Here is a 14,098-nt window from a genome sequence, read left to right on the forward strand (position 1 = left end):
CGCTGCATCCGACGTCCGCGATAGGGAGCGCCGTTATCGGCGCTCGGGCGCGGGCTGCGTCGAGCCGGCCGCGCGCTCCTTGCTCATCTGGCGGATGCAGTGCTGGAGCGCGGCGCGGAGGTTCCCGAGGGTGGTGATGTTCTTCAGATCGAGGCCGAGGCTCACGATGGTCTGGGCGACGTTCGAACGGATGCCCGTGACGATGCCCTCGGCGCCGAGGAGCCGGATCGCGCCGACCAGATCGAGGAGGTAGCTCGCCGTCTTCGTGTCCACCATGTCGACGCCGGTGAGATCGAGGATCGCGTACCGCGCGCCCATCCGCGAGATCGCCTCGAGGAGCGTGTCCATCACCTCCGCGGTCCGCTGGCTGTCGAGCACCCCGATCATCGGCAGCGTCAGGATGCCGTCCCACACCTGGATGATCGGCGTCGACAGATCGCGGATGACCTGCTGTTGCCGCTCGATGAGCTCCAGCTTGGTCCGGAGCTCCTGCTCCGTGTTCTTCGCCTGGCTGACATCGAGGGTGAGGCCGACGACCGCGTACACCTCTCCGCGCTCGTCGCGGACCGGGATCTCCCAGTTCTCCCAGAACACCCCGTGCGTCGAGTTGAGCGAATGGCTCCCCTCGCCCGCGAGCGCCCGCCGGAGCATGTCGATGCCGTCGCTGCCGCCGTAGAGCTCGAACACGTTCTTGCCGACGTGCTCGCCCTCCTGGAGCCCCGCGTTCGCGACCCCGCTGCCTTCGTGGAACGTGAAAATCCCCTCGCTATCGATCGCCCAGATGATGATCGGCAGCGTCTGCGCGACGGTCCGCAGGACCAGCTCCTTCTGCTCGTAGCGGCGACTCTGCTCGACCCGCTCGGTCACGTCGTGACCGAACACCCCGACGCCGATGACCTCCCCGCGCTCGTCGAGGAGGCGCTCGTGGCGCCACTCGACGTGCGCCGCGACGCCATCCCTGGTGACGTGCCGAAAGACCCGCGGCGCCGCGCCGTCCTCCGCCAGCAGCCGGCGCCACGCCTCGGGGTCGCCGGACGCCGGCAGCAGCTCGTCGACGCGCCGGCCGAGCGCCTCCCGCCGCGCAGGGCCGAACAGGCGCTCGGCCGCCCCGTTCCAGTCCTGGATCGTGAGATCCGCGCCGTACTGGACGATCGCAAGCGGCGCGCGCTGAAGAAGGCGCGCGCGCCCGCGTGCAAGACGTTCGTCCTCGACTTCTTCCGGAGACGCAGTGGAGACGGTCATGTACACGGGAAAAGTACCCCGAACGCTCGCCGGTCGTCGAGATCGCTTCCGTCCTTGGGCTACTCCTTCGCGCCGGCCGATCTGCTCCGGGCGGTTCCACTGCTGCTACAGCAACACCCCCGGCGCAGCGTCTGCTGCGCCAGCAGCAGGCGGCTCTCTGCTATAGCGGATTTGCGTCTCGTGAGGCGGCGGGCGGTTGGTACGTCGCGTGCTCAGCGTCTCCGGCACGGTCGATGAGGGCGCCCCGCGGCACGCCTGGAGGAGCAGATCCCAGGGTGACGGCGCGCCACGTCGCGGGAGTTGCGGTCGTTCCATGCTGGTTGGGCTTGACTTTCGGATCACGTCCTCGTCCCTCCCCGCGCGGCCGCAGGAGGAGCCATGAGCAAGATTCAGTTTCAGAACGTGAGCAAGACGTTCGCCGTCAAGGGGCCCGCCGGCTCGAAGGAGGGCGCGCGGTTCACGGCCATCGAGGACCTCTGCCTCGACGTGAGGGCGGGCGAGCTCCTGGTCCTCGTCGGGCCGAGCGGGTGCGGCAAATCGACGCTCATCGATCTCCTCGGCGGGCTATCGAAGCCGTCCAGCGGGAAGCTCCTGCTCGACGGCGAGCCGATCACCGGCCCGGCGCTCGATCGTGGCATCGTGTTCCAGCAATACGCGCTCTTCCCGTGGCGGACGGCGCGCGGGAACGTCGAGTTCGGCCTCGAGGCCAAGGGCGTCCCGGAGAGCCAGCGCAAGGAGATCGCGCAGCGCTACCTGGAGCTCGTCAGCCTCTCCGGCTTCGAGGACCGGTATCCGCACGAGCTGTCGGGCGGCATGAAGCAGCGCGTGGCCATCGCCAGGAGCCTCGCGTACGACCCGGAGGTGCTGATGATGGATGAGCCGTTCGCGGCGCTGGACGCGCAGACGCGCGAGTCGCTGCAGGACGAGCTGCTCCGGATCTGGGAGCGGTCGCGCAAGACGATCCTCTTCATCACGCACAGCATCGACGAGGCGGTGTACCTGGGGCAGCGGGTCGCGATCATGACGTCCCGGCCCGGCCGCGTGAAGCGGATCATCGAGATCCCCGAGGAGATCCGGGGCTACGAGGACGCGCGGTCGACGCCGGAGTTCGGCAGGCTGCGGCACGAGATCTGGGCGCTCCTGCGCGAGGAGGTGCTCAAGGCCGAGGAGCAGGAGCGGCTCAGGAAGCAGAAGCGCGCGGCAGAGGGGCGCGCCGTGGCGGGCGTGGTGGCGGTCAATGGCTAGCGTCCCGCAATCGATCGCGCTGCCCGAGGAGCCGCAGCAGGCGCAGCTCGTGGCCGAGGCGGGGAGGTGGCTCGGCCGCGCCGTCGCGCGCTCCGGGATCCTGCTCCTCGTCGCCGCGCTGTGGGAGACGGCGCCGCGGGTCGGGCTCGTGGAGGGGGCGTTTTTGCCGCCGCTGTCCGAGGTGCTCGCGACCGGCTGGCAGCTCCTCCAGAACGGGCAGCTCCTGAGCCACATCAAGGCGAGCCTGTCGCGCTCCCTCACGGGCTTCTCGCTGGCGATCCTGGTGGGCGTGCCGCTCGGGCTCGCGATCGGGTGGTACAAGGCCGTGGCGGACGCGATCAACCCGCTGCTCGAGGTGCTGCGCAACACCGCGGCGCTCGCGCTGTTGCCCGTGTTCCTCCTGCTGCTCGGGATCGGCGAGGCCTCGAAGATCGCGCTCGTCATCTACTCGTGCACCTGGCCGATCTTGCTCAACACGATCAGCGGGGTGCGCGGGGTCGATCCGCTGCTCGTCAAGTCGGCGCGGACGATGGGGCTGTCTCCGCTCCAGCTGTTCCGCAAGGTCATCCTGCCGGCGGCGATCCCGACGATCTTCGTGGGCATCCGCCTCGCGGGCGCCTACTCGCTGCTCGTGCTCGTCGCGGCGGAGATGATCGGGGCCAAGGCGGGGCTCGGATACCTGATCATCTACGCGCAATACAACTTCCAGATCCCGAGCATGTATGTCGGCATCCTGACGATCACGACGCTCGGGCTGACGTTCAATCACCTGCTCATGCGCGTCGAGCGGCGCTTCACGTCGTGGAAGGTCGCCCCGAAGGAGTGAGCCCCCGGCCGGCGGGCGCCTCGCGCCGGGGGGGATCACCGTTCATCGAACAGAGAGAAAGAGGACCACGTGAATCGCATCATCCTGGGGCGAACCGGCCTGGAGGTCAGCGCGCTCGGCCTGGGCGCGGGCGGCGACAGCCGGCTCGGGTCGGGTCGCGTCGCCGAGGCGGAGTCGCTCCGGCTCGTCCGTACGGCCATCGAGCGCGGCGTGAGCTTCATCGACACGGCGGAGGCGTACGGGACCGAGGAGCTCATCGGCAAGGCGCTCCGCGAGGTGCCGCGCGATCGCGTGGTGCTCTCCACGAAGAAGACGACGCGCCTCGACGCGCCCCTCCGGCCGGAAGACGTGGTGTCGTCGCTGCACGCGAGCCTCGAGCGGCTCGGCACGGATCACGTCGACGTCTACCACCTTCACGGCGTGCTCCCGGACCGGTACGCCGACCTGCGGGAGCGGATCGTCCCGGTGCTGCTGCGCCTGCGCGAGCAGGGCAAGATCCGCTTCCTGGGCATCACGGAGGCGTTCGCCGCCGATCCGACGCACGCGATGCTGGCGCAGGCGCTCCGCGACGACCTCTGGGACGTGGTGATGGTCGGGTTCAACCTCCTGAACCAGTCGGCGCGTGAGCGGGTCTTCCCGCTGACGCGGGCGAAGGACATCGGGACGCTGATCATGTTCGCGGTCCGGCGCGCGCTGAGCCGGCCCGAGCGGCTGAGGGAGCTGCTCGACGAGCTCTCGGCGCGGGGCAAGGTGTCGCGAGCGCTCGTCGACGAAGGGCTCGATCGCCTGCTCGTGGGGGAGGACGTCGCGTCGCTCCCGGACGCGGCGTACCGCTTCTGCAGGGACGAGCCCGGCGCGCACGTGATCCTGTCGGGGACGAGCAGCGTGGAGCACCTGCTGGAGAACGTGCGGTCGATCGAGGCGCCGCCGCTGTCGGCGTGGGCCCGCGCGCGCCTCGTCGAGGCCTTCGCGCAGGTCGACGACGTGTCGGGGCACTGAGGCGACGCAGAGGAGCGTCGGGGGGCGCGCGCGGCAGGGGCGCGCGGCAGGCGCGCGGGGGCGCCGGCAGGCGCGCCGAGGCGCCGGCAGGCGCGCCGGGGCGCCGGCAGGCGCGCGGCGGAAGGTCACGCGGGCGGAGAGGCGAGCCCCGGCGACGCGAGGGGCGCCGCGGCGTCGGGATCGAGGAAGCGGGCGATGCGGCCGCCGAGCCGCGCGCGGAAGGCGTCGTCGGTGGGCGGCGAGTGGCGGCACCCCTCGAGCAGCTCGGTCTCGGCGCGCGGCAGGAGCACCTTCGCGCGCGCGAGCAGCTTCGCGCCGGGGAAGCTCACGTCGTCGTCGGCGCCGAACACGAGCGCGGGCCGCGCGAAGCCGGCGAGGGCCTCCGGCGCGGCGAGCGGCGGGATCCGCATGTCGAGCCGGTAGCTCCGCACGGCGTCGCCGAAGTAGGGGCCCCACATGGCGTCGTGCGTGGTGAACAGCCCGGAGACGAGGCGCGCGAGCCGCTCCTCGGAGGGGAACGCGCGGTAGAGGGCCATGGGGATGGCCACGCGCGTGAGGCCCTGCCACGCCGGGCCGGACACGACGCCGCCGGGCACGATCAGGACGAGCCGATCGATGCGGGCGGGCGCGACCGCGGCCATGCGCAGGGCGACGAAGCCTCCCCAGCTCACGCCGAGGAGGTGGGCGCGCGCGAGCGCGAGCGCGTCGAAGACGTCGGTGAGCCACTCGGCGTAGGCGGGGCCGTCGACCGGCACGCGGACGTCGGCGCTCTTGACGGACTGGCCGATCACGTCGACGGCGTAGACGCGGAAGCGCGTGAGGAGCGGGCCGAGCTCGGGCAAGAGGTGCGCGGAGCTCGCCATGGCGCCGTGCACGCAGACGAGCGGCGGGGCGTGCTCGGGGCCGGCGACGAGGACGTGCGTCGCGCCGAAGCGGGTCGGGACCTCGCGCGCGCGGGTCGGGACCGGGGCCCTTTCGAGGAAGCGTTCGAACCAGGTGGCGATGCGCGCGCGCGCCTCTGGACTGCGAAAGATGATGGATGACGTCATCGAGCCCTCCTGACGTTGGCTGCGGGGCGGAGGCCGCAGAGGTGCTGAGCGACGAGCCGATCGAGGAGGGCGACGGGCGACGGGTGCGCGCCCTGGACCCACGCGATCAGCGCGAAGTAGTAGAAGGAGAAGAACGCGACGCCGAAGAGCGCGGGGTCGGCGTCGTCGGCGACCTCGCCCTGCGCGCGGGCGGCGTTGAAGAGCGCGACGACGCGGCCGTGAACGGCGGCGATCTGGTCGGTGAAGCGCGCTTGCCACGGCGGGTCGGCGAACAGCGCCTCGCGGAGCAGGGTCTTCGACAGGGCCGGGCGGCGGGCGTAGTACGCGAAGAACGCGGCCCCGAGACGGTGGAGCCGCTGCTCGAGGGTGCCGGGCTCCTCGTCGCGGACGGCCTCGGCCGCGGTGGCGGCGAGGTCGTCGAAGAGGGCGGCGTGGAGCAGGTCGCGCTTGTCGGCGAAGTGGAGGAGGACCGTGCCCGCGGCAACCCCCGCGTCCGCGGCGATGGCGCGGACGTTCGCCGCCTCGAAGCCATGGCGCTCGAAGTGGTCGCGCGCGGTCTCGAGGATCCGGGCGCGCGTGGCGTCTTTCTGGGCTTCGCGGCGGCCGGGTCTTTGGGTGAACGCGTTCACTGAACGCGTTCATTACATGAACGTGGGCCGTTGGCAAGGAATGGATGAGTCCGGCGCCGACCCGGGTTGAGGCGCGCCCGGCGCCGACCCGGGTTGAGGCACGCCCGGCGCCGACCCGCCCGGCGCCGACCCGGGTTGAGTCCGCCCAGCGGCGCCGACCCGGGTTGAGGCCGCCCAGCGCCGACCCGGGTTGAGGCGCGCCCGGCGCCAACCCGGGTTGAAGCCGCCCAGCGGAGGCCGCCCAGCGCCGACCCGGGTTGAGGCCGCTGGCCGCCCGCTACGTCCACGGGCAAGTCCTTTCATGTCGAAGCCGACGCCTTGCTCCTCCCCGAGCAATCCGCGCGCCGTCCCCTCCATCTCGACGAATCCGCGCGAATTCACGATAAGAAACGCCAATTCAGCCTCCGCCGACCGGGCCTGCCTGACACATGCTGGCATGCGCCGGTCGCATGCCAACATGTGCCGGAGGCCGGTGCCGCGGAACGCCGCGCTGGATGGATGCGTCAAGGAGGCCCGTCGCCGCACGCCCCCAGGCGTCGCTCGAAGAACCGGCGCTCCATGGCGTTGCGGGCGAGCGCGAGCGCTTCCCGGAGGTGCTGGCTCGCGATCTCGCGCCGGCCGCGGCGGAGCTCCAGCTCGCCGAGCGCCGCGAAATAGAACGGATACGCGGCGAGGCGCTCGCGGCCCTCGATGCCGCCGATCTCCTCGAGCCCGCGCTCCGGCCCCTCGTGCTGCGCGACGGCGATGGCGCGGTTGAGGGCGACGACCGGTGAAGGGCGGATCGCCATCAGCGTATCGTAGAGCGCCACGATCGCCCCCCAGTCCGTGTCCTCCGGCCGGGCCGCGCGCGCGTGGACCGCCGCAATCGCGGCCTCGACGTGGTACTCGGTCAGCTCCGGCCCCTCGGCCGAAAGGTCGAGGAGCCGTTGCCCCTCGGCCAGGAGCCGCCGATCCCACCGCGATCGCTCCTGGTGGAGGAGCGAGGTGAGGTCGCCGGAGGCGTCGACGCGCGCGGGCAGGCGCGCCGCGTGGAGGCACATCAGCGCAGCGAGCGCGTGTGTGGCGGGCGTCGACGAGGGGGGGTGCTCGAGGAGGAGCGCGGTGAGGCGCATCGCCTCCCGGCAGAGCTCGACCCGGACGGCCTCCTTCGCGCAGGCGCCGTGATAGCCCTCGTTGAAGAGGAGGTAGAGCGCGCGGCGGACCGCCGAGAGCCGGGCAGAGAACGCGTCGTCCGTGAGCTCGAACAGCCGCGTCGAGCCGGCGAGCACCTTCTTCGCCCGGGAGATGCGCTTCTCGAGGGCCGCCTCGGTGGCGAGGAACGCGCCCGCCACCTCGCTCACGCTGAAGCCGCAGAGGACGTGGAGCACGAGCGCGATCTGCGCCTCCTCCGGCAGCCGGGGGTGGCAGCACGAGAACATCATGCGCAGCTGATCGTCCCGGATCGCAGCCGCCCCGAAGAGCTCGTCGACCGCGGGGTCGAGCGCCCGCTCCCCCTCGATCAGCCGCCCGAGCTCGGGCGCGAAGGTGCGCGCGGTCCGCTCGCGCCGGAGGACGTCCAGCGCGCGGTGCTTCGCCGCCGCCATGAGCCAGGCGGCCGGGTTCTCGGGCACCCCCTGGAACTTCCACACCTCCAGCGCGCGGCAGAGGGCGTCCTGCACGACGTCCTCCGCCAGCGCGAGGTTGTGGACCCCGAAGAGGCGCGTCAGCGTGGCGAGCATGCGCCCAGCCTCGCGCCGGAAGACGGGGTCGACCGGATCCACTACCGGCTCAGCTTCCAGATCGGGCGCACCTCGACGCTCCCACCGCGATCGAGGATCGGGCAACCCTTCGAGAGTTCGACCGCGTGCGCGAGATCCTCGGCCTCGATGAGCATGTAACCGCCGACCACATCCTTCGCCTCGGCGAAGGGCCCGTCGACGACCGCCTTCTGCTTGCCCTGGACGACCTTGCCGGTGGGCTCGAGGGGGCTGCCGGGACGCTTGAGGTGCCCCTTCTCGGTGAGCTCCTTCGCCCACGCGGTCCACCGTTGCATGTGCTGCTGCATCTCGGCCGGAGAGCCAGAGGCGTCGCTACCGCGGAACAAGTACATAAATTCGTTCATGATCGTTCTCCTTCCCGGGCACTTCGCCCCTGCGACGTTCGAGGGGCGCCGCGGCGGACAATTTTCTCGCCCCACGTACCGTTTTTTCTCCGCGTCCCGGTGGAGCGAGCAGTGAGGTGCCTCGCCCCGCCGCCCTGCCGCATGGACGACGAGGTCGGGAGGGAGAGGCCCACCGGCCATCCTCGGGCTGGCACCTGGACGACGGGCTCGGCAGGGAGAGGAGCCCGTCCCTCCCCGCAGGGTGCGGTGGGCGAGGCGGCATGAAGGGCCAGGGAAGCTTCCCGAAGCTGGTGAGAGATGCGTTCACCACGGCCATGTCATTCAACGCAGCAGGAATCCGGAAGCAGGGGCGAAGCGCCAGACGTACCGCCACGATGACATGTGATTCAAGGAGTACACCAATCAGGTGAGCGGCGTACAGGATCGTGCACGTCAGTTCCATCTCCTCAGCGACGGCGCGGAGTGGCCGCTCGGGTGATTGTCGGTCATCACGAAACTTCAGCGCTCTCCGCTCGTGGAGACGGTCGCAGCCGCGCCTGCGCTGGGAGCTCCCCGCCGCGATCGCTCGCTGACCCGGGCACACCGAGCACGCGATCGAGCAGGGTAGCGCGGAGCGCTGCATGGACGTCGAGCCGGGCGCGCCCGCGGCCGGCCGTCCCGGGCTGCGCTGCGCCTCCGGAGCCCGAAGGACAACCGCCAACTCGTGTCGCACACCACCGGGAGCTAGTGTATGCTCGCCCCGGGCGCTTGAAAATGTCATCCGGGCTGAACGAGGGGGCGATCTTTGCCGGCCGCTATCAGGTCGTCCGGCGCATCGCCTCGGGTGCGATGGGGGCGGTGTACGAGGTGATCCACATCGAGACCACCCGGCGCCGCGCGCTGAAGGTGATGCTTCCCCACATCGTCGACGATCTGCATCTCCGCGAGCGCTTCAAGCTGGAAGCGCGCGCCGCAGCGCACATCGAGAGCGACTTCATCGTCGACGTATTCGACGCTGGATTCGACGATGCGACAGGCATGCCGTTCCTGGTCATGGAGCTCCTCAGAGGTGAGGACCTCGGTAGACGACTCAAGCGTGTGGGACGCTTCCAGCCCGCCGAGGTACTGACCTACTTGCACCAAATCGCGCTCGCTCTCGAGAAAACGCATCGCGCGTCGATCATCCACCGAGATCTCAAGCCGGGGAACCTCTTTCTCACGGAGCTGGACGATGGCACGCGCCGGGTGAAGGTCTTCGACTTCGGTATCGCCAAGCTGCTTGAGGAGGGGACGACGAACGTCAACGCGACGGCTTCCGTCGGCACGCCAGTCTATATGGCACCGGAGCAGTTCCGCCGCGGGAAAGTCAGCGCCGCGACTGACATCTACGCCCTGGGACAGATAGCCTACACGCTCCTCGTCGGTGAGAGTTACTGGGCATCGGAGCTCCGTGAGAACAGCCCGCTCATGTTCATGCTGATAGCGTCCAGCGGCCCACAGCAGCCGGCAAGCGCGAGGGCGGTCGAGAAGGGAGTCGAGCTTCCTCCTGGGTTCGATGAATGGTTTGCCCGAATGACGGCGGCAGCGCCCGCGGACCGCTTCCCAACTGCCATATCTGCGGTGAGCGCATTCGCGCAGCTGCTCGGGATGCCCGCCGTGCGATCCACGTCGATGCCGTCGCTGAGCGAGTTCCACCCGGCAAGAGCCACGCTCGAGCGGTCTCCAGGAATCGCCCCGACCGGGACCGGTCCAGCGGTGACACGAGAACTCCCGCTCCGGCACCTCAAGGCACGCTCCCTCCTCGTTCCGTTGGTCCTGGGAGGGGCGCTCGTGCTCGGTGGGCTCCTTTACGTAGCCACGGGCAGACGCACATCCCAGGAAAAGGCCGACGTTACCGCTCCGGCCGCCGAGGCGAACGGCGCGGTCCCTCCCGCAATGCCTCAACCCGACGCACCTTCAACGAGCCAGAGCCCGACGACGGGCCCCTCTGCAAGCCAGGGCCCCACCATGGACGCGCCCCCTGCCCATGAGGCGCCCACTTCGTCATCCGCTGCAACGACTACGGTCGTCGCCCCCCCGAACGCGAGAAAGCCGCAAAACCCCGGTGGCACAAAGGGTAAAGCGCCCGCTCCGGCGTCTTCGCCGAACTTCACGTTACGGGGGACGTTGTGATGAGCGCTCTCCTCCAGAGAAGGCGCCGAGGCATCGCAGGGAATTTGGCGGCGTTTTTCGCCCTGACCTCGACGTTTGCAGCCATCAATCCACATGCTGCCGCCGGAGAAGGAAGGAGGCCACCTTGCAAGGACCGCGCTGCGGCCACCGGGCATTTCAACAAGGGACTTCAACTCTATGAGCAGAAGGACCTCGATCGCGCGCTCGCCGCTTTCCGCGACTCTCACCTGGTGTGTCCATCCGAGAATAACACGCTCAACATCGCGCTACTCCTGAAGGAGCTCGATCGCCCCGTCGAGGCACTCGACATGCTCGACGTGCTGGAGCGCGATTTTCCATCCCTCGCACCAGAGAACGCGGAGACATCGAAGGAGCTTCGAGCCAAGCTCGATCAACTTGTCGGTACCGTCATCTTTGATGGGGACTACCCAGGCGCGCGGATCATCATCGACGGCAAGGAAGTCGCGACGATGCCTCAAGTCCGCCCTATCAGGCTGACGAGCGAAACGCACACCGCGCGAATCGAGATGACCGGCTACCGACCCCTCGACACCACTTTCTATGTGTTACCGAAGGGAAACGTACAGGTCGCAGTGGCGCTCGCGAAAGCACCGGCCGTGCGTGAAGATCCTCGGGCGGAGGATCCCATCCTGCCATCCTTGCAGCTCGGAGTCGGCCTCGCCCTCACCCCGGGCCTGGGCGGCCAGGTCTCCAACTGCGATGATGAATGCAGCGCACCACCTGGTCTCGGCGCGCTCGTCATGGGCGGCTATCGCCACCCGCTCATACCATCGGTGTGGATAGGGGCCACAGCCGGCTATGTCTTCTTGTGGCAGGCGCGCTCTCGGACCGGCGCGAGGCTCACCAACGGTCAGTTTGCCGACGTCAGCGACAGCCTGTATCTGAACGCTCTCTTTGCAGGACCGGAGATCTCCACTTCATTCTACTCGCGCGGCGAACGCTTGAGCCTCGGCTTCGCCCTGGGGCCGATCGGGGGACCTCTTGTCAACTCACGAGAAGCACAGAATGGCCGAAGCTCGAGAGACGGTCCGACGTCCTTCGACTTCGTACCTGCGTCCGAGCTCGGTGTGTCGGGGTTCGGAGGCCTTTTCATCTCGCTCCAGGCATCGTGGCGTACGCGCTGGTCGCTGGCTCCTGGATGGCCGCTCCAGTTGACCCTGGGGCTGTTCGGGTTCGCCCCCATGAACGTGCCAGAGCTCACCACGTCGTTCAAGATAGCGCCCAGGGACAATCAGGGCCCCAGTGACGACGTGACCTTCCGTGAGCGAATCCTCGGAAGCTGGGCCTTCATCTTCGTTCCGAGTGTAACCGTTTATCACGACCTCTGAGCACGTGGCCTCATCAGAGGTCACGTGCTCGCGATGTTCTCTCCACCCAAGGCGCGGGCTAGGGTCGACGGCGGGCTCAGCTCGCCGCGGCGGGCTGCTGCGCCTGGGAGCGCGCGCGGAGGCGCTGCTTGGCGGAAGGGCCGCCGGGGTGGCGGACCGAGGCGACGGCACGATCCATGGCGTCGCGCCAGTAGCGCGCGACGTCCTCGCGGTCGGTGAGGAGCGCGTCGATGGGGCCGTGGTCGGTGTCGATCTCGACCGCGAAGCGGTCTCCGCGGGACTGCACGCGGACGGCGTGGACCTCCCCGGCGGAGATGGCGGCCCCGAGCCTGCCCTCGGGGCGCAGATCGATCGCGCCGGTGCGGCTCACCCAGGGGGCGACGACGAAGCGGCCCGGCCCGAACGACGCCACCGGGGCGGAGCGCGCCGCATACCGGGACGAGAACCGGGCGACGCCGAGGAAGGCGTAGCCCGCCAGCGAGAGCAGGGCGGCGGCGCTGCCGATCCCGATCGCGATGCCGCTGTCGCCGGCGGAGGCGCTCCGCATGACCTGGACCCACAGGGCGAGCGCGGCGACGAGCAGCGCGGCGCCGATGAGCGCGTTGCGGGTCGCGGACCCGCGCGGCCCCTGGCTCGCGTGGTCGCGCAGGACGAGGAGCTCCCCCTCGGTCCGGATCGCGAACCGCGCCAGCGCGGCGGCCGTCAGCGCGGGCGCCGGCGCTGGCTCCGGGAGGGGTCGCGGCGCGATCGCGCCGGGCGGCTCGGTCCCGCGCGCCGTGACCAGCGGGACGCGCAGCGCGGCCGCGAGCGGCGCCGCCACCGACTCGACGAGCGCCTCCGCCGGGCCGGGATCGAGGTCCTGCGCCTCGGCGACGAGCAGGCGCTGCGCCGCCACGGCGCGCGCGGGCGCCGGCGAGCGCGGGGGCGGGGCGAGCACGAGCCAGGCGGCGACGTGGGTCCGCTCGCGGGTGCACGAGGGGGCGGTGCAGCACGGCCCTTGCGCCGAGGTCACCTCGACCCGCACCGCGTCGCGCGGCTCGGCCGCGCCCTCTCCGGCCCCGGCCGCCTCCCCTGCCCCGGCCGCGCCGGCGGTCCCGGACCGCGGCCGCCCGACGCCCGCGAGCCGCAGCGGCGCGAGCCGGAGGGCGCTCGCGCCGCGCTCGATCCGGAGCCAGACGGGGTCGCGCGGGGCCGGGCCGAAGCGCGCGTCCTTGTCGCGCTGCGGCGCGCCGAGCTCGGGCGCCGCGCGGAGGAGCAGCGGCGCGCCGTCGCCCTCTGCCGAGAGCGCGCGCGCCGCGCCGGCCGGATCGCCGAGCGGATCGAGGGCAGGAACGGCGCTGTCGGCCTCGAGGGAGCGGAGGGCACGCGCGACCTCCGCGTCGAATGCTGCGGTGCTCGGCTCGGGCATGGCGGGACGTTTGCCCCGGCTGCGCTGGGTTGTAAAGCGGGCGCGACCGCGCCGGGCGCTCGCTCTCTTGTCCCGGGCCCCTGCCACGGATCGTGCGGCGCCGGCCGCCGTTCGCGCGGTGCGGGCCGCCGTTCGCGCCGCGCCGGCCGCCGTTCGCGCGGTGCCGGGCCCAATCCGCGCGGCATCGGCGGTCATTTGCGCGGCGTCGACCCAGCGCACCGGCGCCGGCGCGACAGCAGCGCGGCGAGCGCGGCGAGCGACAGCGCTCCCGGAGCGCCCGGCAGCCGGCCGCCACCCGAGCACGAGCAGCCGGCGTCGCGTCCCTCGGCGTCGTTCACGCCGCCGCTCTTCGGCCCATCCCCGGCATCCGACGCCGCGCCGCCCCCGCCTGCGCCTCCGCCCCAGCCTGCGCTGCCGCCCCACCCCGCGCCGCCGCCCGAGCTCGCGACGGTCGTCCCGCCGATCGGGTAGAGCGCGCAGAGCCCCTCGATGTCGTCGCCCTCGAGGGTGCGCGCCGACGTGCCGCCCCGGTACGTACCCAGCATCGTCGCGCCGCGCACGTTCGAGTGGCCGAGGCCGAGGAAGTGCCCTTCTTCATGGGTGGCGATCGACTGCAGATCGATGCAGTCGCCCTCGCCGCTGTCATCCCAGCAGAAGCCCACGTTGTTGAACACCATGTCGGCGTCGTCGATGGCGCTGTCGGGATCCCAGACCGGCATCGTGACGGCGATGACCGAGTCGACCTGGCCGAGCGCGGCAGGCCAGCTGTCGCTGATCCAGAGGAACACGTTCCTGCCGTCGTCGAAGTCGTAGCCGGCGTCCGTGTCGCCGAGCAGCTCGGTCGCCCACGCCGTGCACGCAGGGCTCGACCAGGCCGCGAACCCGGCCTCGATGGCGGCGGCGGCGAAGCCGGAGAGCGGCGCCGGGATGGTCTTGTGGTTGATGTGGTAGCGGACCGGCAGCTCGCTCCAGCGGGGGACGACCTCGAGATCGAGCGGCGACCACGCCGCCGCCTCGCCGGCCCCGGCGAGCAGCGCCAGCGCGGCGGCGAGCGCCGCGACCGGCGCGAGCGCGGCCCGGGAGCCCCTCTTCATCCCCC

General features: G+C 71.0%; 12 protein-coding genes. 5 read left to right on the forward strand and 7 right to left on the reverse strand.

What is annotated here, in order from left to right:
• Positions 1-33: 33 nt before the first annotated feature.
• A complete protein-coding gene (locus WMF20_RS27735; RefSeq protein WP_437604947.1) occupies positions 34-1,242 on the reverse strand; it encodes a PAS domain-containing protein in 1,209 nt (402 codons plus the stop codon).
• A 378-nt stretch (positions 1,243-1,620) separates the two neighbouring features.
• Here WMF20_RS27735 and WMF20_RS27740 point away from each other — a divergent pair, with 378 nt between their 5' ends.
• The 3 genes from WMF20_RS27740 to WMF20_RS27750 all read left to right on the forward strand — a co-directional run bounded on the left by WMF20_RS27740 (position 1,621) and on the right by WMF20_RS27750 (position 4,312).
• Positions 1,621-2,487 (forward strand): ABC transporter ATP-binding protein, encoded by an 867-nt coding sequence (locus WMF20_RS27740; protein WP_437604948.1) that lies wholly within the window; start codon positions 1,621-1,623, stop codon positions 2,485-2,487.
• Positions 2,480-3,313: an ABC transporter permease gene (locus WMF20_RS27745; protein ID WP_129577279.1), complete on the forward strand. Its 834-nt coding sequence runs from the start codon at positions 2,480-2,482 to the stop codon at positions 3,311-3,313. Before WMF20_RS27740 ends, WMF20_RS27745 begins: the two co-directional genes overlap by 8 nt.
• Positions 3,314-3,382: 69 nt before the next feature.
• Positions 3,383-4,312 carry an aldo/keto reductase gene (locus tag WMF20_RS27750; RefSeq protein WP_437604949.1) on the forward strand — a complete coding sequence of 310 codons (930 nt, stop codon included), beginning with the start codon at positions 3,383-3,385 and terminating at the stop codon, positions 4,310-4,312.
• 125 nt (positions 4,313-4,437) lie between these two features.
• Here WMF20_RS27750 and WMF20_RS27755 read toward each other — a convergent pair whose 3' ends face one another.
• The 4 genes from WMF20_RS27755 to WMF20_RS27770 form a co-directional block, all read right to left on the reverse strand.
• Positions 4,438-5,361 (reverse strand): alpha/beta fold hydrolase, encoded by a 924-nt coding sequence (locus WMF20_RS27755; protein WP_437604950.1) that lies wholly within the window; start codon positions 5,359-5,361, stop codon positions 4,438-4,440.
• Positions 5,358-5,990: a TetR/AcrR family transcriptional regulator gene (locus WMF20_RS27760; RefSeq protein WP_437604952.1), complete on the reverse strand. Its 633-nt coding sequence runs from the start codon at positions 5,988-5,990 to the stop codon at positions 5,358-5,360. The genes WMF20_RS27755 and WMF20_RS27760 overlap by 4 nt, the downstream gene beginning before the upstream one ends.
• Before the next feature lie 503 nt (positions 5,991-6,493).
• The gene (locus WMF20_RS27765) at positions 6,494-7,750 is read right to left on the reverse strand and encodes an RNA polymerase sigma factor (RefSeq protein WP_437604953.1); all 1,257 of its coding nucleotides are present in this window, start codon (positions 7,748-7,750) and stop codon (positions 6,494-6,496) included.
• Positions 7,750-8,091, reverse strand: a complete 342-nt coding sequence (locus tag WMF20_RS27770) for a YciI family protein (RefSeq protein ID WP_437604954.1) — start codon at positions 8,089-8,091, stop codon at positions 7,750-7,752. The genes WMF20_RS27765 and WMF20_RS27770 overlap by 1 nt, the downstream gene beginning before the upstream one ends.
• 753 nt (positions 8,092-8,844) lie before the next feature.
• Here WMF20_RS27770 and WMF20_RS27775 point away from each other — a divergent pair.
• Positions 8,845-10,242 (forward strand): serine/threonine protein kinase, encoded by a 1,398-nt coding sequence (locus WMF20_RS27775; protein ID WP_437617174.1) that lies wholly within the window; start codon positions 8,845-8,847, stop codon positions 10,240-10,242.
• Positions 10,242-11,591 (forward strand): hypothetical protein, encoded by a 1,350-nt coding sequence (locus WMF20_RS27780; RefSeq protein ID WP_437604955.1) that lies wholly within the window; start codon positions 10,242-10,244, stop codon positions 11,589-11,591. Before WMF20_RS27775 ends, WMF20_RS27780 begins: the two co-directional genes overlap by 1 nt.
• Before the next feature lie 76 nt (positions 11,592-11,667).
• Here WMF20_RS27780 and WMF20_RS27785 read toward each other — a convergent pair whose 3' ends face one another.
• On the reverse strand, positions 11,668-12,999 hold the full coding sequence (locus WMF20_RS27785; RefSeq protein ID WP_437604956.1) for a hypothetical protein: 1,332 nt from the start codon (positions 12,997-12,999) through the stop codon (positions 11,668-11,670).
• A gap of 191 nt (positions 13,000-13,190) precedes the next feature.
• Positions 13,191-14,093, reverse strand: a complete 903-nt coding sequence (locus tag WMF20_RS27790) for a matrixin family metalloprotease (protein ID WP_437604957.1) — start codon at positions 14,091-14,093, stop codon at positions 13,191-13,193.
• Positions 14,094-14,098 lie beyond the last annotated feature (5 nt).

It is taken from the genome of Sorangium sp. So ce834, assembly GCF_051521425.1.
Lineage (GTDB): Bacteria > Myxococcota_A > Polyangia > Polyangiales > Polyangiaceae > Sorangium > Sorangium cellulosum_D.

Excerpts from the sequence above, each read along its gene's own strand:
- WMF20_RS27755 (WP_437604950.1), bottom strand. The coding sequence starts at position 5,361 with ATGACGTCATCCATCATCTTTCGCAGTCCAGAGGCGCGCGCGCGCATC.
- WMF20_RS27780 (WP_437604955.1), top strand. The coding sequence starts at position 10,242 with ATGAGCGCTCTCCTCCAGAGAAGGCGCCGAGGCATCGCAGGGAATTTG.
- WMF20_RS27790 (WP_437604957.1), bottom strand. The coding sequence starts at position 14,093 with ATGAAGAGGGGCTCCCGGGCCGCGCTCGCGCCGGTCGCGGCGCTCGCC.
- WMF20_RS27745 (WP_129577279.1), top strand. The coding sequence starts at position 2,480 with ATGGCTAGCGTCCCGCAATCGATCGCGCTGCCCGAGGAGCCGCAGCAG.
- WMF20_RS27775 (WP_437617174.1), top strand. The coding sequence starts at position 8,845 with ATGTCATCCGGGCTGAACGAGGGGGCGATCTTTGCCGGCCGCTATCAG.
- WMF20_RS27735 (WP_437604947.1), bottom strand. The coding sequence starts at position 1,242 with ATGACCGTCTCCACTGCGTCTCCGGAAGAAGTCGAGGACGAACGTCTT.
- WMF20_RS27740 (WP_437604948.1), top strand. The coding sequence starts at position 1,621 with ATGAGCAAGATTCAGTTTCAGAACGTGAGCAAGACGTTCGCCGTCAAG.
- WMF20_RS27770 (WP_437604954.1), bottom strand. The coding sequence starts at position 8,091 with ATGAACGAATTTATGTACTTGTTCCGCGGTAGCGACGCCTCTGGCTCT.
- WMF20_RS27785 (WP_437604956.1), bottom strand. The coding sequence starts at position 12,999 with ATGCCCGAGCCGAGCACCGCAGCATTCGACGCGGAGGTCGCGCGTGCC.